The sequence below is a fragment of the Terrabacter sp. 2RAF25 genome (assembly GCF_052115265.1).
In the GTDB taxonomy this organism is placed as follows: Bacteria; Actinomycetota; Actinomycetes; order Actinomycetales; family Dermatophilaceae; genus Terrabacter.
Genome location: NZ_JBFRGJ010000006.1, coordinates 366785 through 390259 on the forward strand (window position 1 = coordinate 366785; position 23475 = coordinate 390259).

The following is a 23475-nucleotide window of genomic DNA, read 5'->3' on the forward strand; positions in this document are numbered from 1 at the left end:
CACCCTCTGGGTTCCCCTAGGCTGGACCACATGTGTGGAATCGTGGGATACGTCGGCCGGGCGAACGACGGCACGGCGCTCGACGTCGTCATGGAAGGCCTGGCCCGACTCGAGTACCGCGGCTACGACTCCGCCGGTGTGGCCCTGCTCGACGGCGACCACGTCGAGACCCGCAAGAAGTCCGGCAAGCTCGCCAACCTCACCGCCGAGCTCGCGGCCGACCCGCTGCCCGCCTCGACCACCGGCATCGGGCACACCCGCTGGGCCACGCACGGCGGCCCCACCGACGAGAACGCCCACCCGCACCGCGGCGGCAAGGACGGCAAGCTCGCCCTCATCCACAACGGCATCATCGAGAACTTCCACAGCCTCAAGAAGGGCCTGCTGGCCGACGGCATCGAGTTCACGAGCGAAACCGACACCGAGGTCGTCGCCCACCTGCTCGCCGCGGCCTACGAGCGCGAGCACGACCTCACGGCCGCGATGCGCGCCGTCGTCGCCGACCTCGAGGGCGCCTTCACGCTCCTCGCGATCCACGCCGACCAGCCCGACGTCGTCGTCGGCGCCCGCCGCAACAGCCCGCTGGTCGTGGGCCTCGGCGACGATGCCAACTACCTCGGCTCCGACGTCGCGGCCTTCATCGGCCACACCCGGCACGCCCTCGAGCTCGCCCAGGACCAGATCGTCACGATCACGCCCGACGGCGCCACGGTCATCAACTTCGACGGCACGCCCGCCGAGGGCAAGGCGTACGAGGTCACCTGGGACGCCGCGGCCGCCGAGAAGGGCGGCTACGCGACGTTCATGGAGAAGGAGATCAACGACCAGCCGCACGCGGTCGCCGACACCCTCCTCGGCCGCACCGACATCGACGGCCGGCTCGTGCTCGACGAGATGAACATCTCCGAGGAGCAGCTCAAGGCCGTCGACCGCATCACCATCGTCGCGTGCGGCACCGCCGCGTATGCCGGCATGACCGCCAAGTACGCCATCGAGCACTGGACGCGCATCCCCGTCGAGGTCGCCCTCGCTCACGAGTTCCGCTACTGCGACCCGATCGTCAACGAGCGCACGCTCGTCGTGTCGATCAGCCAGTCGGGCGAGACGATGGACACCCTGATGGCCGTCAAGCACGCGCGCGAGCTCGGTGCCCTCACGGTCTCGGTGTGCAACACGCACGGCTCGACCATCCCCCGCGAGTCCGACGCCGTGCTCTACACGCACGCCGGGCCCGAGATCGCCGTCGCGTCGACGAAGGCGTTCCTCGCCCAGATCACCGCCTGCTACGTGCTCGGCCTGTACCTGGCCCAGCTGCGCGGCGGGTCGTTCGCCGACGACGCGGCTGCGGTCATGAAGGAGCTCGGCGAGATCCCGGCCAAGATCGAGACCCTCCTCGGGCAGATGGGTCGCGTCAAGGAGATCGCCAAGTTCATGGCCGACACCCGCTCGGTCCTCTTCCTCGGCCGACACGTCGGCTACCCGATCGCCATGGAGGGCGCGCTCAAGCTCAAGGAGCTCGCCTACATCCACGCCGAGGGGTTTGCCGCGGGCGAGCTCAAGCACGGGCCGATCGCGCTGATCGAGCCGGGCCAGCCGGTCTTCGTCGTCGTGCCGTCGCCGACGAGCGAGCACGGCCTGCACGGCAAGGTCGTCAGCAACATCCAGGAGATCCGCGCCCGCGGCGCCCGCACCCTCGTCATCGCCGAGGAGGGCGACGACTCCGTCGAGCCCTTCGCCGACGAGGTCATCCGGGTGCCTGCGACCTCGCCGCTGCTGGCGCCGCTGCTCACGGTCGTGCCGCTGCAGGTCTTCGCGCTGTGGCTCTCCACCGCCAAGGGCCTCGACGTCGACCAGCCGCGCAACCTCGCCAAGTCGGTCACGGTCGAGTGACGTGATCGTCGGGGTCGGCATCGACGTCGTCGACATCGCGCGCTTCGAGGAGACCCTCCGGCGCGCGCCGGCGCTGCGTGAGCGGCTCTTCACCGTCGAGGAGCGCGGGCTCGGCATCGCGTCCCTCGCGGCGCGGTTCGCCGCCAAGGAGGCCCTCGCCAAGTCGCTCGGGGCCCCCGGCGGCATGGAGTGGACCGACGCACGTGTGGTCACCAACGCCGACGGCCGGCCGTCGCTCGAGATCGGCGGCACCGTGCGCGCGCGCGCCAACACGCTCGGGGTCGACTCTTTCCACGTGTCCATGTCGCACGACGCGGGCATCGCGTCGGCCGTCGTCATCGCGGAGGGCTGATGATCCGCGCCCACTCCATCGAGGCCGTGCGCGCTGCCGAGGCAGCCGCCATGGCCGACCTGCCCGAGGGCACGCTCATGGCTCGCGCCGCCCTCGGCCTGGCCGAGGTCGCGGCGGCGCGCCTGTCCGACACCGACGGCACGACGGTCGTCGGGCTCGTCGGGGGCGGTGACAACGGCGGCGACACGCTGTATGCCGTCGCCCACCTCGCCGAGGCCGGCTACGCCACCGCGGTGGTGCTGCTGGCGTCGGCAGGTCGTGACGGGGTCCACGCAGCGGGGCTCTCGGCCGCCGAGGCCGCCGGGGTCGTGGTCCACAGCCTCCACTCGCCATCCGGCGACTCGAACGACACCGACGGCACCGACGGCACCGACGGCACCGACGGCACCGACGGCACCGACGGCACCGACGGCACCGACGGCACCGACGGCACCGACGGCACCGACGCACTCGATGATGCCTCCGGCGTCGTCGCCGAAGCCGACCTCGTGCTCGACGGCATCGCCGGCATCGGGGGACGCCCGGGCCTGCGGCCCGAGGCGGCCCGGCTCGTCGACGCCATCGACGACGACGCCTGGGTCATCGCCGTCGACGTCGCCAGCGGGCTCGACCCGGCCGGCGGCGCCGGCGAGGACGACGCCGTCTGGGCCGACGAGACCGTCACGTTCGGCACCCCGAAGCCGGCCCACCTGCTTCCCGCGGGGGAGGGCGCGACCGGTGTGCTCACCGTGGTCGACATCGGCGTCCCGTTCGACGACGTCCCGGCGGCCGTGGAGCGCCTGACCTGGGACGACGTCGCGACCCTCTGGCCCGTGCCGCAGGCCTCCGACGACAAGTACTCCCGCGGCGTGCTGGGGGTGGTCGCCGGCAGCGAGGCCTACCCGGGCGCCGCCGTGCTCTGCACGACGGCCGCGGCCGAGGCCGGGGTCGGGATGATCCGCTACGTCGGCACGCCCACCCCCGTCGGCCTCGTGCACCACGCCGTGCCCGAGGCGGTCGTCGGCGACGGGCGCGTGCAGGCGTGGGCCGTCGGGCCCGGTCTCGACGTGGACGCCGACGACGACTCCGCGCGCACCCAGCTCGACGCCGCCCGCGCCGCGCTCGCCTCCGACCTGCCGGTCGTCGTCGACGCCGGCGGCCTCGACCTCGTCGAGATCTCCAACGGCGGGCGCGAGGCGCCCACCGTGCTCACCCCACACGCGGGGGAGCTGGCCCGCCTCCTGACCCGCCTGGACGGGTCGACCCGCACGGTCCGACGGCCTGAGGACGTGGCCGGCGCCGAGGGCTCCGGCGACGACGACCATGCGGCCGGCGTCAGCGTCGACGACGTCAAGGCCGACCCACTGGGCCACGCGCGCAGGCTCGCCGACCTGACCGGGGTCACCGTCCTGCTCAAGGGCTCCACGACCCTGGTCGTGACGGACGGCCACGCCGTACGCGCGCAGGCCGATGCCCCGACGTGGCTGGCCACGGCCGGTGCCGGTGACGTTCTTTCCGGCATCGTGGGCACCCTTCTCGCCGCAGGTCTCACGCCGCACGACGCCGCCTCACTCGGAGCACTCGTGCACGGCGTGGCAGCGGACCGCGCCTCCGGTGGTGGCCCGCTACGGGCGCTCGCGGTGGCCCACGGCATACGGCCGGCGGTCCGCGACCTGCTCGCCCGGGGCAGGTCCGCGCCGGGGTGAGCAGGTCGGGCTCCAACCCCGGTGACGGAGCGTTCTCTCGATCAAGCAACACGACCAAGCAGTCCAATCGAAAGAACGCGTTGTCACCCGCCGTCCGGCCCGGCACGGGCGACGGAGCGTTCTCTCGATCAAGCAATCCAATCGAAAGTACGCGTTGTCACCAGCCGTGCGGCCAAGCACGGGCGACCGAGCGTTCTCTCGATCAAGCAATCCAATCGAAAGAACGCGTTGTCACCCGCCGTGCACCCGCTGACCCGCCCCGGTCAGCGACCCACACCACGAACTGCGAGACTTCACCCATGAGCCAGATCGACGCCGCCGACGCCGACGCGCGTTCCGCCGTGTCCACCCCTGGGACGGTCGAGGCCGCCTCACGCGTGCCCGACACCCGCGGGCTCACCGTGTGGGCCGAGATCGACCTGACGGCCCTCGAGGCCAACGTGCGCACCCTCCGCGCCCTCGCGCCCGGCTCGGAGTTCATGGCGGTCGTCAAGGCCGATGCGTACGGCCACGGGCTGCTGCCGGTGGCCCGAGCGGCGCTGCGGGGCGGCGCGGCCTGGCTCGGCGCAGCCCAGTTCGCCGAGGCCTTCGCGCTGCGAGATGCAGGGCTCACCGCTCGGCTGCTGACCTGGCTCAGCGTCCCGGGGTCCGACTTCGCCGGCGCGGTGGGCCGCGACATCGACGTGTCCGCATCCGCGCCTTGGGTGCTCGACGAGATCGCCGCCGCGGCCCTTGCGCTGGGGCGCACCGCGCGGGTGCACCTCAAGGTCGACACCGGTCTCGGGCGCGGGGGCGCCTTCGGCGTCGACTGGGGCACCCTCGTGGCCCATGCCCGACGCCTCGAGGACGAGGGCAGTGTCAGCGTCGTGGGCATCTGGACCCACTTCGCCCACGCGGACTCACCGGAGCACCCGACCGTGCTCGCGCAGCAGGAGCGTTTCTACGAGGCGGTCGCGGAGGCCGAGCAGGCCGGCATACGGCCCGAGGTGCGCCACCTCGCCAACTCCGCCGCGACCCTCGTGCACCCCTCGGCACACGGCGACCTCGTGCGGCCCGGCATCGCCATGTACGGCCTCACCCCGGTGCCGCAGGTCGACGACGACTTCGGGCTGCGCCCGGTCATGACGTTGCGGGCCCGGCTCGCCCTCGTCAAGGCGCTTCCGGCGGGGCAGGGCATCAGCTACGGACACGCGTACGTCCCCGAGGTCGACACGGTGGTCGGGCTCGTGCCCGCTGGCTACGCCGACGGCATCCCGCGCAACGCGACGAACGTCGGCCCCCTGCTCGTCGGCGGGCGACGCACGACGATCGCCGGGCGGGTCTGCATGGACCAGCTCGTCGTCGACCTCGGCCCCGGCTCGACGGCGCAGGCGGGTGACGTCGTGACCCTCTTCGGCGGCGCGCCGGGCGAGCCGACGGCGCAGGAGTGGGCCGACGCCACCGACACCATCAGCTACGAGATCGTGACCCGGCTCGGGGCGCGCGTGCCCCGGCTGCTCGTCGGCGACGACCCCGGCGTCGACAGTTCCGACGGCTCCGACGGCTCGGACGGCACGGCCGCCGACGCGAGCCGCGCATGAGCCCCCGCCGCAACCCGGTGATCGGCATCGCCGCAGCGACCTTGGGCGTCGCCGCGGGCGTGGCTGCCGGCATCGCCGCCGACCGCGCGGGCAAGCACCGTGCCGCGATGGCGGCCCTCGAGACCCCCGAGCTGCTCGACATCCGGCCCGACGAGGAGCACGTCGTCCTCACCGACGACGGGGTGGCCCTGCACGTCGAGATCGACCTGCCGACCGACGAGGCCGCTGCGCGGGCCGCCGACGGCCCGACGCGTGACGGCAGCACCGCCGAGCTGCCGACGGTCGTGCTGACCCACGGCTACTGCCTGAGCCTGCGCTGCTGGGTCTACCAGCGTCGTGCGCTCAAGGAGGCGGGCTACCGCGTCATCTCGTGGGACCAGCGCGGTCACGGACGCTCCGCTCGCGGCGAGCGCGACAGCTACACCATCGACCGGGTGGGCCAGGACCTCCGGGCCGTCATCGCCGAGCTGGCGCCCGAGGGAGACCTCGTGCTCGTCGGGCACTCGATGGGCGGCATGACCATGCTCGCCCTGGGCGAGCAGGACCCCGGGCTGGTGCTCGACCGGGTCACCGGGGCGGCGTTCGTCGCCACGAGCCCCGGCGGCATCATGCTCGCCAACGGTGGCCGCGTGGCCACGCTCGGGCGACTCATGCTCGAGCGGCTCGGACCCGGTGTGCTCGGGCCGCTCAGCCACCGGCCCGAGCTGTTCACGCGGATCCGGCGCGTCGGCCGCGACTTCGAGCACTTCATGGTCGAACAGAACTCGTTCGCGTCACCGGTGCCGCGTTCGGTCGTGCGCTACACCGCCGACATCCTCCTCGGTACGCCGCTCGACGTCGTCAACGACTACCTGCAGACGTTCGACGGCTTCGACAAGCGACCCGCCCTCAGCGAGTTCCGCAACGCGGTCGTGCTCGTCTTCAACGGTCGCGAGGACATCCTCACGCCGCCGTCGCACAGCGAGCTGATCGTCGAGGGCATCCCCGGCGCCGAGCACATCGTCGTCAACGACGCCGGCCACGTCATCATGCTCGAGCACCCCGACCTGCTGAACGCCCACCTCATCCAGCTCGTCGACCAGGCCACCCGCGCCCGAGCCGAGCAGATAGAGGTCTCGCAGCAGCCGCGCGTGCGACGCATCGTCACCGACGTCGCGAAGAACCGCCGCCAACAGCGTCTCGAGAAGGAGGCGGCCGACCTCCTGCGCACCGGCCGCGCCAAGACGCCGCGCGCCAAGCCGGCCCGTAGCAAGGGAGCCTGAGCCCGTTGACCGCAGCAGCGAGCACACGGCGGGAGCTCCGTTGGGCGTCGGTCGAGCAGACGCAGGACTTCGGGCGACGCCTCGGGTCGCTGCTGCAGGGTGGCGACGTGCTCGTGCTCACGGGTGACCTCGGCGCGGGCAAGACCACGCTGACCCAAGCGATCGCCGAGGGGCTCGGCGTCCGCGGGCCCATCACGTCGCCGACGTTCGTCATCGCCAGGGTGCACCCGTCGCTCGTCGGCGGACCCGAGCTCGTTCACGTCGACGCGTACCGCCTCGGCAGTGCGCTCGAGCTCGACGACCTCGACCTCGACGCCGACCTCGACGCCAGCGTCACCGTCGTCGAGTGGGGTGCCGGCCTCGCCGAGCAGCTCTGCGACACGCGTCTCGAGCTGACGATCACCGGTGACGACGAGCGCACGGTCGAGCTCACCGGCGTCGGCTCCCGCTGGGACGGCGTCCTCGACGAGCTCGCTCCCGCGTCCTGACGCGTCGGCCCGCGCCGCCGTCGAGAGCCGCCCTCGAGCGCCGCCGTCGAGCGCCCCGCGGGTGCTCGGATAGCCTGACCGACGTGCTCCTGCTCGCGATCGACACGTCCACGACGGCCATCACCGTCGGACTGCACGACGGCTCGTCGGTGGTCGCCGAGGAGACGACCCTCGACGCGCGGGCGCACGCCGAGCACCTCGCTCCCGGCATCCGCGCCGCTCTCGCCTCCGTCAGTGCAGCGACCGAGGACGTCACCGACGTCGTCGTCGGCATCGGGCCCGGCCCGTTCACCGGGCTGCGCGTCGGCATCGTCACCGGCCGCACCTTCGGCTTCGCGCTCGGGCTGCCCGTGCGGGGGCTCACCAGCCTCGACGCCCTCGCCCACCAGGCGTGGGTCGATGGCCGGCGCGGCGACCTGCTCGTCGCCACCGACGCCCGCCGCAAGGAGGTGTATGCCGCCGCGTACGCCCTCGGTGACGACGGCGCACTCCGCACGGCCGACCCCGTCGTGGCGCGGGCAGCGGACCTGCCGCCCGAGCTGAGGGCCCTGCCCAGCGCGGGCCGCGGGCCCGCCCTCTACCCAGACGCCGTGCCCCACTCCTGTGGGCCCCTCGACGTCAGCGGGGGAGCGCTGGCCGACCTCGCCGTTCGGCGGCTCGCGTCGGCCGGCGCCGGCCCGGCGGACGGGCTCCAGTGGGTCGACCCCGGCCACGGCTTCGACGGCCTCGAGCCGCTCTACCTGCGCCGCCCCGATGCCGCGCCCGCGCCGCCGTCGAAGAAGTCGACGCTCGGATGACCGTGGAGAGGCCCGAGACGACCCAGCCCGACGCGACCCAGCCCGTGGAGACCGAGCCCGCGGTGCGCTTGCGTGACCTCGAGTGGACCGATCTGGCCCGGCTGGCGGAGCTCGAGCAGCAGCTGTTCGCCGACGACGCGTGGTCCGAGGCGACGTGGTGGAGCGAGCTCGCGGGTCGTCCGCGACGGGACTACGTCGTCGCGGTGGCCCCCGAGGGGGGCATCGCCGGGTATGCCGGCCTCGACGTCTCGGGGGAGGTGGCCGACATCATGACGGTCGCGACCGCGCCCGGTGGCCGGGGCCGCGGCACCGGCCGCCTGCTGCTCGACGAGCTCGTTCGGCGCGCCGTCGCCCGCGGTGTCGAGTCGGTGCTGCTCGAGGTGCGGGCCGACAACGACGCCGCGCGCCGGCTCTACGACCGGGCCGGTTTCGAGGTCATCTCCGTCCGTCGCCGCTACTACCAGCCGGGAGACGTCGACGCCCTCGTCATGCGCCTCCTGGTCACGAAGGGAGACGCATGAGCGACGAGCCCCTCGTCCTCGGCATCGAGACGTCCTGCGACGAGACGGGTGTCGGCATCGTGCGCGGCGAGACGCTGCTCGTCGACACGGTGGCGAGCAGCGTCGACGAGCACGCCCGCTTCGGCGGTGTCGTGCCGGAGGTCGCGAGCCGCGCGCACCTCGAGGCGATGGTGCCGACGATCGAGCGCGCCTGCCGTCATGCCGGGGTGCAGCTGCGCGATCTCGACGCGATCTCCGTGACCTCAGGTCCAGGGCTTGCCGGCGCGCTGCTCGTCGGGGTCGCGTCCGCCAAGGCGCTCGCGCTCGCCCTCGGCAAGCCCATCTACGGCGTCAACCACCTCGCCTCGCACGTGGCCGTCGACATCGTCGAGCACGGCCCGCTGCCCGAGCCGACGATGGCGATGCTCGTCTCCGGCGGCCACTCGTCGCTGCTGCTCGTGCCCGACGTGACCAACGACGTGCGATCGCTCGGCTCGACGATGGACGACGCCGCCGGCGAGGCCTTCGACAAGGTGGCACGCGTGCTCGGGCTGCCCTTCCCCGGCGGCCCGCACGTCGACCGGGCTGCGCGAGAAGGCAACCGGATCGCCATCGACTTCCCGCGCGGGCTGACCACCGGGCGCGACATGGAGCGGCACCGCTTCGACTTCTCCTTCTCGGGGCTCAAGACCGCCGTCGCCCGCTGGGTCGAGACGCGCCAACGGGCGGGCGAGCCCGTGCCGGTCGCCGACGTCGCCGCGAGCTTCCAGGAGGCGGTGGTCGACGTCCTGACCCGCAAGGCACTGTTGGCGTGCAAGGAGAACGACGTCGACCACCTGCTCATCGGTGGCGGCGTCGCGGCGAACTCCCGGCTGCGCGCCCTCGCCGAAGAGCGCTGCACCAAGGCCGGCATCACCCTGCGAGTGCCGCGTCCCGGGCTGTGCACCGACAACGGCGCGATGGTCGCCGCGCTCGGGGCGCAGATGGTCGCCAAGGGGCGGGAGCCGAGCGACCTCGGGCTTCCCACCGACTCGTCGATGCCGGTCACGCTCGTCCAGGCGTAGAGCCGGTTCAACGCCCGGGTGGTTCTCGGGCTCGCGTGGCTGAGTTCGTCGAACGCGCGGGAACCTTCGCGGCGTGGAGCGTCAGCCGGCCGTCACAGCTCGCAGGTCCCTTGCGTATGCCGCATGCCGGCTGCCGAAGCCGCTCGCGTCCCCGCGCGCCCTCCCCTGCGCGAAGGTGGCCGACGCCGATGCCGCTCGGGTCCCCGCGCGCCGCCCTCCTCAGCGCGCCGACGCAGCACGCCGCGCTCCCAGCCCCGTCCGACCGACCGCCACGAGACGGCATACGGCGGCGTCTCGTGCGGGAGGGCGATCGGTCGTGGCGGTCGCTCGGCCGCTGGAAGGCCGGCCGCGCCTGAGACCCGGCACGAGATCGCGCGGGCGGTGTTGCTGGCGAGCTCCAACGGCGCGCGATCTGGCGCAGGTGGTGGCGGTCAGCTGCAGTTGGCGAGCCCGCGGCGCAGCTTGAGGTCGACGACCCGGACGGCGGCGGCCTCGACGAGCTTCGCGAACGCGGGGTCGGCGGCCATCTTGCGCGTGATCGCGTCGTACATCGCCGGGACGGTGGAGGGGCGGGCGGTCAGGGTGATGTCGCCGCCGGCCTGGATGAAACGGATGGCTCGCTGGGCGACCGGCACGGATGCGAGCGCCTTGGCCGCGCCCACGTCGTCGGTGATGACGACCCCGTCGTAGGAGAGCCGCCCGCGCAGCAGGTCGGTGACGATGGCCTTGGAGAACGTGGCGTTCGTGTTCGGGTCGATGCGGCTGTAGATGGCGGAGCCGACCATGACGAGCTCGACACCGTCCTGGATGCCGGTGCGGAACGGCTCGAGGAACGGGTCGTCCACTGTCGTCGTGCGGTCGGTGATGCCGTTCGCGGTGAAGTCGGTGTTGCCCGTGATGCGGCCGATGCCGGGGAAGTGCTTGACCGTCGAGGCGACGCCGCCGGCGCGCATGCCTGCGATGAAGGCTCCGACCATGCGCGACACCCGGTCGGGGTTGCTCGAGAACTGCCGGTCGTGCTGACCGATGGGTCCGTTCGCGCGGCCGATCGAGGTCGGCACGGTGTCGGCGACGGGTGCCAGGTTGGTGTTGATGCCCGCGCTCCGCAGCTGGTTCGCCCAGCGGGTCGCGTCGGCGGTCAGCTCGCCGGGCGAGCCCTGGTCCTGCACGCGCGCCGATGGCATCCGGGTGAAGCCGTCGCCGCGCAGCTGCTGGACCTGTCCGCCCTCCTGGTCGGCTGCGAGGAGCAGCCCGAGACCGGCCGTGGCCTTCTCGGAGGCGAGACCGGCCAGGTGGCGGGTCGTCGCGCGAACGCGGTCCGCGCCGCCGAACCAGCCGCCGAGCAGGATGACCCCGCCGAGGTGACGCTGGGTGACCAGGGTGTCGAGGCTGGTCCGGCGTGCCGCGTTGTCGAGGCCGACCATCAACAGCTGTCCGGCGCGCTCCCCGGAGGACATGCGGGCGACGATGCTCGGCGCGCACGAGGTGGAGCCGCCGTCGCCCGGGGTGGGAGTCGGGGTGGGCGTCTGGGTGGCCGTCTGGGTCGCCGTCTGGGTCGGCGTCGAGGTGGTCGTGGTGGCGCCGCTCGTGGTCGTCGACCGAGTTGCGCTCGTCGGGCTGCTCGGTGCGGCCGAGGTACTGCCGCCGGCCGTGCTGGCCGGGGTCGGGGTGGACGAGCAGGCCGCGCCCAGCGACACGGCGACGGCGACCACGGCGAGCCTCGTGAGGGTCGTCGGCAGGTGGCGTCGGCTGTGGCTCGGGCGCATCATCCGAGCCTATCCCGCGATCCCTCGCGCTCCGTCGGGCCGTCGCCCGGCGAGGGTAGCCCGGTCACGTCGGCGGCGCCCGGACCGCCGGCCGCACACGGTACGTTGCCGCTGTGACCACCGGAACCACTCCCGTCGTGCTCGACGTCGACACCGGCGTCGACGACGCGTGCGCGCTGCTGCTGGCGGCCCTTCATCCGGCCCTCGACCTCCGGGCCGTGTCCTGCGTCGGTGGCAATGCCCCCGTCGACGACGTCGTGCGCAACACCCTCAAGGTGCTCGAGACCGCGGGCCGGTCTGACGTCCCTGTGGCTCGCGGGGCCGAGCGACCGTTGCTCGAGCCAGCCCTGCACGCGCACCACGTGCACGGCCAGGACGGGATGGGTGACCTCGGGTGGCCGGACTCGTCGCTGCAGCCCGACGGCCGCCACGCGGTCGAGCTGCTCCGGGACGTATGCCGTCAGGCCGCCACGGAAGGCCGCCCCGTCACGCTCGTGCCCCTGGCGCCGCTGACGAACATCGCCCTGCTGCTGCGCACCTACCCGGAGGTGGCGGCCGGCATCTCCGAGATCGTCTTCATGGGTGGCGCGGCGAACGTCGGCAACGCCACGGCCTCGGCAGAGTTCAACGTCTTCCACGACCCGGAGGCCGCCGCCGTCACCCTCGATGCGGCAGCCGACCTCGGCATCCGCGTCACGATGTACGGCCTCGACGTCTTCTACGAGCCGGTCGTCTCGCGCGAGATGGCGGCCGAGCTCGTCGCTGTCGGGGGCCGCGGCCCGGCCGAGCTGGGCGGCCGTCTGATGGACTTCCAGCGCGACCGGATCGACGGCAGCGCGACCATCGGTGACGCCGGTGCAGTCTGCGCCCTCATCGACCGCGAGGCGTTGCGCACGCAGGTGCTGCCCATCCGCGTCGAGCTCGCCGGCACCTGGTCACGTGGCCGCACGATCGTCGACCGCCGCGACTGGAGCGGGGCGATCGCGCACGACCCGCACGGTGAGGCGCCGGTCCGGGTCGACGTCGCCCTCGGCGTCGACGGCCCCCGCTATGCGCGGCTGTGGAGCGACACCCTCCTTGGTCGGGCGGGGCCGCGCTGATGGGTCGCGTCATCGTGCTCGGGTCGCTCAACGTCGACGTGGTGACCCGGGTCGAGCGCCACCCGATGCCCGGCGAGACGCTCTTGGGCGAGCCGGGCGGGCGCTTCGCTGGTGGCAAGGGCGGCAATCAGGCGATGGCGGCTCGGCGCGCCGGTGCGGCCGTGGTCATGGTCGGGGCGGTCGGCACCGACGAGGCCGGCGACGCCTACCTCGCGCGTCTGCGGGCCGCGGGCATCGAGAGGGCTGTTTCGCGCTTCCCGGATGCCCCGACCGGCACCGCCTACATCGCAGTCGACGAGGGCGGCGAGAACACCATCATCGTCGTGCCGGGGGCGAACGCGTGGGTGCAGGACGCCTCGATGAAGTCGGTCGGTGCCGGGCCGGGCGACGTGCTGCTCTGCTCGCTCGAGGTGCCCCTGCACGACGTGGAACGGATGGCCCTCCTGGCACACCGCGCCGGCGCCCGCGTCGTGCTCAACATGGCGCCGTACGCGCCGCTGCTGGCCGACGCGGTGGCGATCTGCGACCCGGTGGTCGTCAACGAGTCCGAGATGCGCCAGCTCGCCGACTCCGACCTCGTGCCGGGCTCGCTGCTCGTCACGTTCGGCGCGGCGGGTGCCCGCTGGGGCGCCGAGCAGGTCGACGGCATACCTGTGGCCCCGGACGACGTCGCCGACACGGTCGGTGCCGGCGATGCGTTCTGCGGTGCGTTCGCCGCGGCCCTCGCAGCCGGTGCCGACGACAGGACGGCGCTCGAGGCCGCCAACCGCGCCGGCGCCGACGCCGTGCGGTGGGCCGGGGCCCAGCCCGACGCCGCCCTCTGACCGGCTGGTCGCGCGTCTGTGTCTTGTCAGTTACGTAACGGTGCGGTTACGCTAACGTGGTGGGCAGGACGTGGGAGGCGCTGAACGACCCGACACGACGTGTGATCGTCGAGCACCTCGCCCGCGAAGAACTGACGGCCGGTGAGGTCGCGGCGCTCTTCGACGCCGCCCGGCCCGGCATCTCGAGGCACCTCCGGGTGCTCCGCGAGGCGGGCGTGGTCGAGGCGGAGGCCGTCGCCCAACGGCGCGTCTACCGGCTCGTGCCGGGGGCGCTCGACGAGGTCGAGCAGTGGTGCCGCGACATCCGCTCGTTCTGGGGGCAGCGCCTCGATGCCCTCGACACCGAGATCGCCCGCGGCGCGCGGGCCCGACGACAGGATCAGGGATGAGCGAGCTGACGCAGGTGCTGGGCCGGATCGAGCGCGGCGACGACGCGGTTGCGGTGGTCTTCGACCGGCACTACGCGACGTCGGCAACCGACCTCTGGGGTGCGTGCACCGACCCGGACCGGCTCGTGCGGTGGTTCGCTCCGGTGACCGGCGACCTGCACGAGGGCGGCGAGTTCACGATCCACTTCGACGACGCCGACACCCCGGCCTGCCGGATCGTCGAATGCAAGGCCCCTCAACGTCTGGTCTGGGAGTGGCCGGTCAAGGACATGGCGAGCCTGGTCAGGGTCGGCATCTCCACCGACGGGGACGGGGCACGCCTCACCCTCCGGCACGAACGGCTGGCCCCGACCCAGGCTCCCGGGTATGCCGCCGGCTGGGACACCTACATCCGCTCGCTCGCGGCGCACCTCGCGGGCACGGACGCCCCCGACTGGGGCATCACCTGGAGCGAGCTGCACGAGCTGTATGCGGGGGGCGCGGGCTCGGACCCGTACTGACCTTCGAGCGGAGACCGTCCTGCTCGAGTGCCCATTTCCCGACGCCGGCCGTCCTCTCGCTCGGCAACCGCTCGGTCGAGTGCCCTTCCGACGCCAAGAGCGTAGGGAAGTGAGCACTCGATGGGGGCGGGACCGTTGGGAACTGGGCACTCGATGGGGCGTGGGGCGTCGGGAACTGGGCACTCGATGGGTGGGGTGGGTGGGTCAGGTCGGGGTGACGACGACGGCTACCTGGCTGCCGCCGACGCGGGTCAGGACCAGGGTCGCCTCGGACCCGCCCTTGCCCCGTCCCGTCATCTTCAGCTGTCGGCGCAGCACGTCGGCGTCGAGGGTGACGCCGCGCTTCTTGATGGTGACGCGGTCGTGCCCGGCGTCGCGCAGCCAGCGCGCCAGCCGCTTCGTCGACAGCGGCATCGCCTCGACGACCCGGAACCGGCGCGCCCAGGGCAGGTCGCGCGACACCGCGCTCGTCACGTAGCCGACACCCGACGCCAGCTCGACGCCGTCGACGGCACCCACCAGGGCACCGGTCAGTCCGGCACGGATCACGGCCCGGTCGGGCTCGTAGAGCCACTCGCGCATCCCGGTGACCGACGGCAGGACCGGGTGCTGGGCCCCTTCGGCTGCGTCGCGCTCGGTCACGACCGCGGTCGACGCCTCGGTGCAGACGGCGGCGGTACGGCCGGCCGACGCGACGAGGGGCCCCCACCACACGGCGCACTCGAGCACCTCGCCGTGCCACGAGGTCCACTGCGCCTCGGCCCCACGGGGCACCGACCCGTGGGGGAAGGCGGGGGAGAGCTTCGCCCCGGTCGCCGGGACCTGGTCGGCGAAGGCGAGCACCTGCGACCACGACGGCGAGATGGCGTCGAGGGAGAAGACGCGCTTGGTCCGGCCGGTCACGTCGGCCACCCCGCGCACGCGGCGGGCAGGGTCGAGCCACAGGCCGACGTGGCCGCCGGCGACACCCGGCGGCAGGCGTACGTCCTCGGCGAGACCGTGGGTGACCCGGGCGGACGGCCAGTGCCGCAGGTTGACCGCGGCGACGCGTGCGGTGGTGTCGTCGGCGTCGACGGCGTGCACGGCGAGGTCGAGGCCGGCGAACGCCATCGCGTCGGCACCCAGCCCGCACCCGAGGTCGTGCACCTCGCGCACCCCGGCGGCGGCGTACCGGTGGGCGTGCCTCGCCGCGATGGCGAGGCGGGTGGCCTGCTCGAGCCCGTCGGGGGTGAAGAGCATGCCGGCGGCGAAGTCGCCGAACTTCTCGGTGCCCCGCGAGCGCAGGCGGGACTGCGTCATGGCGGCGGCGACGAGGTCGGCCGCGAAACCGGCCTCGCGGAGGCGGTCCTGCAGGTGCAGCGAGGCCGTCTCGTCGTACGGCGGCAGCGACTGGAGCAGCGCCCAGCCCTCACCCGCGGCGAGGCGGTCGACCATGGCGGCGTCCATGCGCTCATCCTGCCAGCGTGGGCGACCTGCACGAATCGCGACGGATTCTGGCACTCGACTTGACCGAGTGCTAACCGAAACCTAGATTTCATCCTGTTGGCACTCTCCACCCGGAAGTGCCAGCGTCCTCCTCGAGGGAGGTCGACCCCCGCGACGGCGTCCGTCCTCGAGAGCCCACAGTCCGCAATCCAGTTTTCGACTGTCCCGAAGGGAAGGTCACCACCGTGTCGGTTTCCATCACGCCGCTCGAAGACCGCATCGTCGTCAAGTCCCTCGAGGCCGAGCAGACCACCGCGTCCGGCCTCGTCATCCCGGACACTGCCAAGGAGAAGCCGCAGGAGGGCGAGGTCCTCGCTGTCGGCCCCGGCCGCTTCAACGACAACGGCACCGAGCGCGTCCCGCTCGACGTCAAGGTCGGCGACAAGGTCATCTACAGCAAGTACGGCGGCACCGAGGTCAAGTACGGCGGCGAGGAGTACCTCATCCTCTCCGCGCGCGACGTCCTCGCCATCGTCGGCTGACCCAGCCGTATGCCGTGACGCACCCCGGTGAGCCCCGCTGGGGTCTCCCCGGGGTGCGTCTCGTTCGACCGGGCCGGCTCAGGGCCGCCCGGAAACCCAAGAACCGCAAAGCATTTCGAGCCAAAGGAACACCATGGCCAAGCAGCTGGAGTTCGACGACTCCGCCCGCAAGTCGCTCGAGCGCGGCGTCAACGCGCTCGCCAACGCCGTCAAGGTGACGCTCGGCCCCAAGGGTCGCAACGTCGTCATCGACAAGAAGTGGGGCGCCCCCACGATCACGAACGACGGCGTGACCATCGCCCGCGAGATCGAGCTCGAGGACCCCTACGAGAACCTCGGCGCCCAGCTCGCCAAGGAGGTCGCGACCAAGACGAACGACGTCGCCGGTGACGGCACGACGACCGCGACCGTGCTCGCTCAGGCCATGGTCAAGGAGGGCCTGCGCAACGTCGCCGCCGGCGCCGCCCCGGCCGCGCTCAAGCGCGGCATGGACAAGGCCGTCACCGCGGTCAACGACCGCCTCCTCGAGAACGCCCGCGAGGTCGACGGCAAGGACGAGATCGCCTCCGTCGCGACCCTCTCCGCCCAGGACGCCACCCTCGGCGGCCTCATCGGCGAGGCGTTCGACAAGGTCGGCAAGGACGGCGTCATCACCGTCGAGGAGTCCTCGACGACCGCCACCGAGCTCGAGTTCACCGAGGGCATGCAGTTCGACAAGGGCTACCTCTCGGCCTACTTCGTCACCGACACCGAGCGCATGGAGACCGTCCTCGAGGACGCCTACGTGCTCATCAACCAGGGCAAGATCTCCGCGGTCGCCGAGATCCTCCCGGTTCTCGAGAAGGTCGTGCAGTCGGGCAAGCCGCTGCTCATCATCGCCGAGGACGTCGACGGCGAGGCCCTCTCGACGCTCGTCGTCAACAAGATCCGCGGCACGTTCAACGTCGCGGCCGTCAAGGCCCCCGGCTTCGGCGACCGCCGCAAGGCCATGCTGCAGGACATCGCGATCCTCACCGGTGGCCAGGTCATCGCCGAGGAGGTCGGCCTCAAGCTCGACCAGGCCGACCTGACCGTGCTCGGCCAGGCCCGCCGCATCGTCCTCACCAAGGACAACACCACGATCATCGACGGCAACGGCGACGAGTCCGAGGTGGCCGGCCGCGTGCACCAGATCAAGGCCGAGATCGAGCGCACCGACTCCGACTGGGACAAGGAGAAGCTCCAGGAGCGCCTCGCCAAGCTCGCCGGCGGCGTCTGCGTCATCAAGGTCGGCGCGCACACCGAGGTCGAGCTCAAGGAGAAGAAGCACCGCATCGAGGACGCCATCTCCGCGACGCGCGCCGCGATCGAGGAGGGCATCGTCGCCGGTGGCGGCACCGCCCTCATCCACGCCGCCTCGGCCATCGACAGCCTCGAGCTCACGGGCGACGAGGCCACCGGTGCCAGCATCGTGCGCAAGGCTGTCGCCGAGCCGCTGCGCTGGATCGCCGAGAACGCCGGCCACCAGGGCTACGTCGTCACCTCCAAGGTGGCTGCGCTGCCGATCGGGCAGGGCCTCAACGCGGCCACCGGCGAGTACGGCGACCTCATCGCCGCCGGCGTCATCGACCCGGTCAAGGTGACCCGCTCCGCGCTGCGCAACGCCGAGTCCATCGCGTCGATGATCCTCACGACCGACACGCTCGTCGTCGACAAGCCCGAGAACGAGCCCGAGGCCGGCGGCCACGGTCACGGCCACGGTCACTGACCAGCGGACCGGGCCTGACGGCATACGTCGTCAGGCCCGCCGCAGATCGGCTGCGTCTGGCGCACGCCACTGACGCAGCCTCCTGACGCACGACGAGGGCCGCTCCCCATGGGGAGCGGCCCTCGTGTCGTGACTGGGCCCGGCGGGCCGTGGCGGTCCGTTAGGCCGCGATCAGGAGGCTTCCTGGATGCCGTCGTAGAGCACCTCGCGCTCGGCTTCGGTGAGCCCTCCCCAGACGCCGTAGGGCTCTCGGACCTCGAGCGCGTGCGAGCGGCAGGCGGCCACCACGGGGCAGGCCGCGCAGACGGCCTTTGCCTGGGCGTCGCGGTTGCGGCGCCGGGGGCCGCGCTCTCCTTCGGGATGGAAGAAGACCTCGGGGCTGGCGCCGCGGCAGGCGCCGTCCAGCTGCCAGTCCCAGAGGTCGGCAACTGGTCCGGGCAGGCGGGTGATCTCGGCCATGAACTCGTCTCTCAGGTCGGGCGGGGTGTCCGCCGGTCGAACCGGTCCGCTCGGTGCATGTGGGGGCGCGGACCGCGAAATCGACGCTAACCGGGCACGTGATCACGGATAAAGGTTGGAATCTTAAGGACTTGTTCAAGAATTGCCATTCGGATGGCATGCTCGTCGAAGGCGTGCTGGGGAGCATCCCCGTCGCGTCCGGGAGCGTCCGTCCGGCTAGCATGGGGCCCGCTCCGGGCCGATTCCGACGAGCAGCGCGACGTGGCGCTGGGACTACAAGACGAAGTTCGGGGGGACGACGACTCACATGGGTCACCGATGGTCGACGCGCGCCCCCGTAACGGCGGGCGGCGTTTCTGCGATGGAGCGAGTGGATGCTCTATCGCTTCGTGAGCTGGCGGCCGGTGCCGCGCGCGACCCCCAGGCGCGCGACGTGCTGCTGGCCCGCGTCAGGGACATGGCCCTGCGATACTCCCGCGTCCGTCTCGGTCGCTTCGGCGCCGAGGACATTGCCCAGGACGTCGCCCAGGAGGTGTGCATGGCCGTGGTGACGGCTCTGCCGACCTACGAGGAACGTGGCCTGCCCTTCGAGGCGTTCGTCTACACGATCACCTCGCGCAAGCTCGCCGATGCCCAGCGCGCCGCCATGCGGGGTCCGGCTCCCGTCGCCGACATCCCCGACGGACCGGCCGACGGCCCGTCGCCCGAGTCGGTGGCCATCATGCGCGACGACGCAGCCACCGCGATGACCCTCATGCGCCAGCTGCCGCCCCAGCAGCGCGAGATCCTGACCCTGCGCGTCGCGGTCGGCATGTCCACCGACGAGACGGCGGCGGCGCTCGGCATGTCCGCGGGCGCGGTCCGCGTCGCCCAGCACCGTGCGCTGGGCAAGCTGCGCGGACTGATGGCCGATGCCGAGGCGGGTGACGTGGCGTGAACGACTTCTCGCCCCTGGGCGGTCCGAGCGACCTCCTCGCCGACGACCTGCTCCTCGACCGCATCGGTCGTCGTGAGCTCGGCGGCGGCGAGCCCGTGGCCGGTCTGCTCGTCGCGCTGGCGGCCCACGCCGACAGCCCGCTGCCTGCGCGCACCGGCCGCCGTCGCATCGCCAACAAGCACCGCTACCTGGGGGCCTTCGCCGCGCTGGCCGTGGCGGCCAGCGGCGCCGGCGTCGCAGCAGCGGTCACCCTTCCCGACGAGGGGGCGGCGCAGGCCAACCGTGCCCGCATCGAGCAGCGCATGGAGCTGAGCGCGCGCAGCGGCGCCCCGAGCGCTCTGCTCTCGCGCCTCGGCCTCCCGTCCACCGACGGCATGACGGCCGCTCGTGGCCTGGTCCTGGCGCGCGGCGCGAACGGCACCTTCGTGCTGCTCCCCGCAGCAGCTGCCGCGGCGCAGGCGCGGGCTTCATCCGCGACGCAGGCGAGCGCCGTCGGTGGCGGCACGGGCGACACCCTGGCCGGCGCGGTCGGCGGCGAGTCGGGCGCGGGCATCGCGGTCGGCGGCGAGTCGGGCGCGGGCAGCGCTGCGCCGGGCGCCGGCACCACCGCGGGCGCCGACCCGGGCGCCGATCCGGGCGCCGATCCGGGGGCCAAGCCGGCAGCTGATGCCACGGGCGCCGACGCCGCGCCGGGCAAGGCCAAGCCATCCAAGACCAAGCCGACGAAGCCGGGCAACGCCCGCCCCGCCAGCAAGCCCGCCACGGGCAACGGCCAGAACCGCAACGGCCAGAACGGCAACGGCCAAGGGGCCAACGGCCAGGGCGCCGCCGGTGCCACGGGCCCGGCGAGCAGTGACCCGATCTGGGTCGTCGACCCGGCCACCGATCCGGCGCTCGCCGGCCCGTCGACCGCCGATCCCACCGGTCCGGCCGTCGCAGGACCGTCCACGAGCAGCACGCGTCTGGCCGACCCGTCGGCCCAGCAGTCGCTGGTGGGCCCGTCCACCAGCCCGAAGGCCAACCGCCGTGCCGTCGTGCCCGGGGTGGGCCCGTCCGTGACGCCCGGGGCCGCACACTCGCAGCGGCCCTCGGCGCCGCAGGCGACAAACCCTCCGGGGGCGGCGAAGTCCGCCGTGGCCGCGGCCAGGGAGGCCGCGGCAACAGAAGCAGCCGCCGCAGCACAGGCCGCGGGTGCCTCCGCGACCGGCGCTGCAGCCGCCGCGGCACCCGCCGGCTAGGCCTCGGCACCCACGTCCGGCGCGCCCGTCGAGCCCGTCGTGCCCAGCCCATGACGCGCGTTCGGACGGGGCTCCGTGAGCCCGTAGAATCGGCGAATGAGTCTCGGATCGTCTGACGTGCCCGCTGCTTTCGCCCCGATGGGACTGACCTACGACGACGTCCTGCTCCTGCCGGGCTACAGCGACCTCGCCCCGAACGACATCGACACCTCGACGCGTCTCACCCGCGAGCTGTCGATCAAGTCGCCGCTCATCTCGGCGGCGATGGACACCGTCACCGAGGCCCGCATGGCGATCGCCATGGCCCGCCAGGGCGGTCTGGGTGTGCTGCACCGCAACCTGTCGATCCAGGACCAGGCCTACCAGGTCGACCTCGTCAAGCGGACCCAGACCGGGATGATCTCCAACCCGATCACCATCGGTCCCGACCGCACCCTCGAGGAGCTCGACGCGATCTGCGGCGAGTACCGCGTCTCGGGCCTGCCGGTCATCGGCGACGACAAGCGGCTCATCGGCATGGTCACCAACCGCGACCTGCGCTTCACGCCGGTCGCCGAGTGGGCCACGACGCTCGTGCGCGACGTCATGACGCCGATGCCGCTCATCACCGGCCACGTGGGCATCAGCCGCGACGAGGCGACGGCCCTGCTGCGCCAGCACAAGCGCGAGCGGCTGCCGCTCGTCGACAGCGAGGGTCACCTGACCGGACTCATCACCGTCAAGGACTTCGTCAAGAGCGAGCAGTTCCCCAATGCCAGCAACGACGCCGACGGCCGGCTCATGGTCGGCGCGGCCATCGGCTACTTCGGTGACGCGTGGGAGCGGGCCACGACCCTCATCGAGGCCGGCGTCGACGTGCTCGTCGCCGACACCGCCCACGGCCACGTGCGCCTCCTCATCGAGATGGTCGATCGTCTCAAGAAGGACCCCGCCACGCGCCACGTGCAGGTCATCGGCGGCAACGTCGCCACGACCGCCGGCGCGCAGGCGTTCGTCGACGCGGGCGCCGACGCCGTCAAGGTCGGCGTCGGCCCGGGCTCGATCTGCACGACGCGCATCGTCACGGGCGTGGGCGCCCCGCAGATCACGGCCGTCCACGCGGCGGCGCAGGCGTGCAAGCCGGCCGGCGTGCCCGTCATCGCCGACGGTGGCCTCCAGTACTCCGGCGACATCGCCAAGGCCATCGTCGCCGGCGCCGACTCGGTCATGGTCGGCTCGCTCCTCGCCGGTTGCGAGGAGAGCCCGGGCGAGCTGATCTTCGTCAACGGCAAGCAGTTCAAGAGCTACCGAGGCATGGGCTCGCTCGGGGCGATGAGCAGCCGCGGCAAGAAGTCGTACTCCAAGGACCGCTACTTCCAGGCCGAGGTCGAGTCCGACGACAAGATCGTGCCCGAGGGCATCGAGGGGCGCGTCGCCTACCGTGGCCCGCTCTCGGCCGTCGCCCACCAGATGCTCGGCGGTCTGCGCCAGTCGATGTTCTACGTCGGCGCCCGCACCGTTCCCGAGCTGCAGGAGAAGGGCCAGTTCGTGCGCATCACGTCGGCCTCGCTCAAGGAGAGCCACCCGCACGACATCCAGGGCATGGTCGAGGCCCCCAACTACTCCGGCTGACCCACCACCTCCCGTCGAGTGCTCAGTCCCTGACGTCGGAAAGTGGGCACTCGACGGTTTCCCGAGCACCCCTGCGCCGAGTGCTCGGTTGCCGACGCAGCCGAGGACGTATGCCGTGCCGCGGAGCCCGCGGGACGGCATACGTCCTCGGTGTGGCCGGTCGGTAGGATCGGCCGGTGACCGAGATCGAGATTGGCCGAGGCAAGCGCGGACGGCGCGCCTACTCCTTCGACGACATCGCCGTCGTGCCCTCACGGCGCACGCGCGACCCGGAGGAGGTCTCGGTCTCGTGGCAGATCGACGCCTACCACTTCGACATCCCGGTCATGGCTGCCCCGATGGACTCCGTGGTGTCGCCCGAGAGCGCCATCGCGCTGGGCAAGCTCGGCGCGCTGCCGGTGCTCGACCTCGAGGGGCTGTGGACCCGCTACGACGACCCGACGCCGATGCTGCGCGAGATCGCCGAGATCGAGCCCGGCGCGGTGACGGCCCGCATGCAGCAGATCTACGCCGAGCCCATCAAGCCCGAGCTCATCGCCGAGCGGCTGCGCCAGCTGCGTGACGCCGGCGTCACCGTCGCCGGCGCCCTGTCCCCGCAGCGCACCCAGCAGCACTGGAAGACGGTCGTCGACGCCGGTGTCGACCTCTTCGTCATCCGTGGCACCACCGTGTCGGCCGAGCACGTGAGCGGCCGCGCCGAGCCGCTCAACCTCAAGCGCTTCATCTACGAGCTCGACGTGCCCGTCATCGTGGGCGGGGCCGCCTCCTACACCGCGGCCCTGCACCTGATGCGCACCGGCGCGGCCGGTGTGCTCGTCGGCTTCGGCGGCGGCGCGGCCCACACGACGCGTACGGCCCTCGGCATCCATGCACCGATGGCCTCGGCGGTCGCCGACGTCGCCGCGGCGCGCCGTGACTACCTCGACGAGTCGGGTGGCCGCTACGTCCACGTCATCGCCGACGGTGGTGTCGGCACGTCGGGTGACATCGTCAAGGCCATCGCCTGCGGCGCCGACGCCGTCATGCTCGGAGCAGCACTCGCCCGCGGCACCGACGCGCCCGGCGGCGGCTACCACTGGGGCCCCGAGGCGCACCACGCGCAGCTGCCCCGCGGCGAGCGCATCGCCCTGGGCAGCCAGGCCTCGATCGAGGAGATCCTCTTCGGCCCGGGTCGTCACGCCGACGGCACGACCAACGTCATCGGTGCCCTCAAGCGCGCGATGGCCACCACCGGCTACTCCGACGTCAAGGAGTTCCAGCGCGTCGAGGTCGTCGTCTCGCCGTACCTCGGCAACTGAGCGGCGGGTTCCGCTGCGCGG

The 23475-nt window shown here is 72.6% G+C and carries 22 protein-coding genes; 19 read left to right on the forward strand and 3 right to left on the reverse strand.

Annotated elements, in window-relative coordinates; all coding sequences use genetic code 11:
• The first annotated feature begins 30 nt into the window (after window positions 1–30).
• The 9 genes from glmS to tsaD all read left to right on the forward strand — a co-directional run bounded on the left by glmS (window position 31) and on the right by tsaD (window position 9618).
• Window positions 31–1890: a glutamine--fructose-6-phosphate transaminase (isomerizing) gene (glmS, locus tag AB4091_RS16820; protein WP_442293028.1), complete on the forward strand. Its 1860-nt coding sequence runs from the start codon at window positions 31–33 to the stop codon at window positions 1888–1890.
• Between the two features lies 1 nt (window position 1891).
• Window positions 1892–2242, forward strand: coding sequence for a holo-ACP synthase (locus AB4091_RS16825; RefSeq protein WP_442293030.1), 351 nt, complete (start codon window positions 1892–1894; stop codon window positions 2240–2242).
• Complete coding sequence (locus tag AB4091_RS16830; protein WP_442293032.1) at window positions 2242–3927, forward strand: bifunctional ADP-dependent NAD(P)H-hydrate dehydratase/NAD(P)H-hydrate epimerase; 1686 nt, start codon at window positions 2242–2244, stop codon at window positions 3925–3927. The genes AB4091_RS16825 and AB4091_RS16830 overlap by 1 nt, the downstream gene beginning before the upstream one ends.
• Before the next feature lie 299 nt (window positions 3928–4226).
• Window positions 4227–5507, forward strand: coding sequence for an alanine racemase (gene alr / locus AB4091_RS16835; protein ID WP_442293034.1), 1281 nt, complete (start codon window positions 4227–4229; stop codon window positions 5505–5507).
• Window positions 5504–6769, forward strand: coding sequence for an alpha/beta fold hydrolase (locus tag AB4091_RS16840; protein WP_442293036.1), 1266 nt, complete (start codon window positions 5504–5506; stop codon window positions 6767–6769). The genes alr and AB4091_RS16840 overlap by 4 nt, the downstream gene beginning before the upstream one ends.
• Before the next feature lie 5 nt (window positions 6770–6774).
• Window positions 6775–7257, forward strand: a complete 483-nt coding sequence (gene tsaE / locus AB4091_RS16845) for a tRNA (adenosine(37)-N6)-threonylcarbamoyltransferase complex ATPase subunit type 1 TsaE (RefSeq protein WP_442293038.1) — start codon at window positions 6775–6777, stop codon at window positions 7255–7257.
• Window positions 7258–7340: 83 nt separating this feature from the next.
• A complete protein-coding gene (gene tsaB, locus AB4091_RS16850) occupies window positions 7341–8054 on the forward strand; it encodes a tRNA (adenosine(37)-N6)-threonylcarbamoyltransferase complex dimerization subunit type 1 TsaB (protein ID WP_442293040.1) in 714 nt (237 codons plus the stop codon).
• Window positions 8051–8575 carry a ribosomal protein S18-alanine N-acetyltransferase gene (gene rimI, locus AB4091_RS16855; RefSeq protein ID WP_442293042.1) on the forward strand — a complete coding sequence of 175 codons (525 nt, stop codon included), beginning with the start codon at window positions 8051–8053 and terminating at the stop codon, window positions 8573–8575. The genes tsaB and rimI overlap by 4 nt, the downstream gene beginning before the upstream one ends.
• Complete coding sequence (gene tsaD, locus AB4091_RS16860; protein WP_442293044.1) at window positions 8572–9618, forward strand: tRNA (adenosine(37)-N6)-threonylcarbamoyltransferase complex transferase subunit TsaD; 1047 nt, start codon at window positions 8572–8574, stop codon at window positions 9616–9618. The genes rimI and tsaD overlap by 4 nt, the downstream gene beginning before the upstream one ends.
• Before the next feature lie 431 nt (window positions 9619–10049).
• On the opposite strand, the gene AB4091_RS16865 is transcribed toward tsaD, so the two are convergent.
• Window positions 10050–11384 (reverse strand): glycoside hydrolase family 3 N-terminal domain-containing protein, encoded by a 1335-nt coding sequence (locus tag AB4091_RS16865; protein ID WP_442293046.1) that lies wholly within the window; start codon window positions 11382–11384, stop codon window positions 10050–10052.
• A 113-nt stretch (window positions 11385–11497) separates the two neighbouring features.
• Between AB4091_RS16865 and AB4091_RS16870 the strand changes: the two genes are divergently transcribed.
• The 4 genes from AB4091_RS16870 to AB4091_RS16885 are packed head-to-tail and all read left to right on the forward strand — an operon-like array spanning window position 11498 to window position 14197.
• Entirely contained in the window at window positions 11498–12484 is a 987-nt protein-coding gene (locus AB4091_RS16870; RefSeq protein ID WP_442293048.1) for a nucleoside hydrolase, read from the forward strand.
• Window positions 12484–13308, forward strand: a complete 825-nt coding sequence (locus AB4091_RS16875; protein ID WP_442293050.1) for a PfkB family carbohydrate kinase — start codon at window positions 12484–12486, stop codon at window positions 13306–13308. Before AB4091_RS16870 ends, AB4091_RS16875 begins: the two co-directional genes overlap by 1 nt.
• A gap of 59 nt (window positions 13309–13367) precedes the next feature.
• Window positions 13368–13697 (forward strand): metalloregulator ArsR/SmtB family transcription factor, encoded by a 330-nt coding sequence (locus AB4091_RS16880; protein WP_442293052.1) that lies wholly within the window; start codon window positions 13368–13370, stop codon window positions 13695–13697.
• Window positions 13694–14197 (forward strand): SRPBCC family protein, encoded by a 504-nt coding sequence (locus AB4091_RS16885; protein ID WP_442293054.1) that lies wholly within the window; start codon window positions 13694–13696, stop codon window positions 14195–14197. The genes AB4091_RS16880 and AB4091_RS16885 overlap by 4 nt, the downstream gene beginning before the upstream one ends.
• Window positions 14198–14401: 204 nt before the next feature.
• On the opposite strand, the gene AB4091_RS16890 is transcribed toward AB4091_RS16885, so the two are convergent.
• Window positions 14402–15643 carry a THUMP-like domain-containing protein gene (locus AB4091_RS16890; RefSeq protein WP_442293056.1) on the reverse strand — a complete coding sequence of 414 codons (1242 nt, stop codon included), beginning with the start codon at window positions 15641–15643 and terminating at the stop codon, window positions 14402–14404.
• 224 nt (window positions 15644–15867) lie between these two features.
• Here AB4091_RS16890 and groES point away from each other — a divergent pair, with 224 nt between their 5' ends.
• Both groES and groL read left to right on the forward strand, forming a co-directional pair.
• Window positions 15868–16164: a co-chaperone GroES gene (gene groES, locus AB4091_RS16895; protein WP_442293058.1), complete on the forward strand. Its 297-nt coding sequence runs from the start codon at window positions 15868–15870 to the stop codon at window positions 16162–16164.
• A 133-nt stretch (window positions 16165–16297) separates the two neighbouring features.
• Window positions 16298–17911 (forward strand): chaperonin GroEL, encoded by a 1614-nt coding sequence (groL, locus tag AB4091_RS16900; protein ID WP_442293060.1) that lies wholly within the window; start codon window positions 16298–16300, stop codon window positions 17909–17911.
• 171 nt (window positions 17912–18082) lie between these two features.
• On the opposite strand, the gene AB4091_RS16905 is transcribed toward groL, so the two are convergent.
• Window positions 18083–18370 carry a WhiB family transcriptional regulator gene (locus tag AB4091_RS16905; protein ID WP_442293062.1) on the reverse strand — a complete coding sequence of 96 codons (288 nt, stop codon included), beginning with the start codon at window positions 18368–18370 and terminating at the stop codon, window positions 18083–18085.
• Between the two features lie 361 nt (window positions 18371–18731).
• Between AB4091_RS16905 and AB4091_RS16910 the strand changes: the two genes are divergently transcribed.
• The 4 genes from AB4091_RS16910 to AB4091_RS16925 all read left to right on the forward strand — a co-directional run bounded on the left by AB4091_RS16910 (window position 18732) and on the right by AB4091_RS16925 (window position 23454).
• On the forward strand, window positions 18732–19307 hold the full coding sequence (locus AB4091_RS16910; RefSeq protein WP_442293064.1) for a sigma-70 family RNA polymerase sigma factor: 576 nt from the start codon (window positions 18732–18734) through the stop codon (window positions 19305–19307).
• On the forward strand, window positions 19304–20545 hold the full coding sequence (locus AB4091_RS16915) for a hypothetical protein (protein ID WP_442293066.1): 1242 nt from the start codon (window positions 19304–19306) through the stop codon (window positions 20543–20545). Before AB4091_RS16910 ends, AB4091_RS16915 begins: the two co-directional genes overlap by 4 nt.
• A 96-nt stretch (window positions 20546–20641) precedes the next feature.
• Window positions 20642–22156 (forward strand): IMP dehydrogenase, encoded by a 1515-nt coding sequence (gene guaB / locus AB4091_RS16920; protein WP_442293068.1) that lies wholly within the window; start codon window positions 20642–20644, stop codon window positions 22154–22156.
• 176 nt (window positions 22157–22332) lie between these two features.
• Window positions 22333–23454 (forward strand): GuaB3 family IMP dehydrogenase-related protein, encoded by a 1122-nt coding sequence (locus AB4091_RS16925; protein WP_442293070.1) that lies wholly within the window; start codon window positions 22333–22335, stop codon window positions 23452–23454.
• The last annotated feature ends 21 nt before the right edge of the window (window positions 23455–23475 follow it).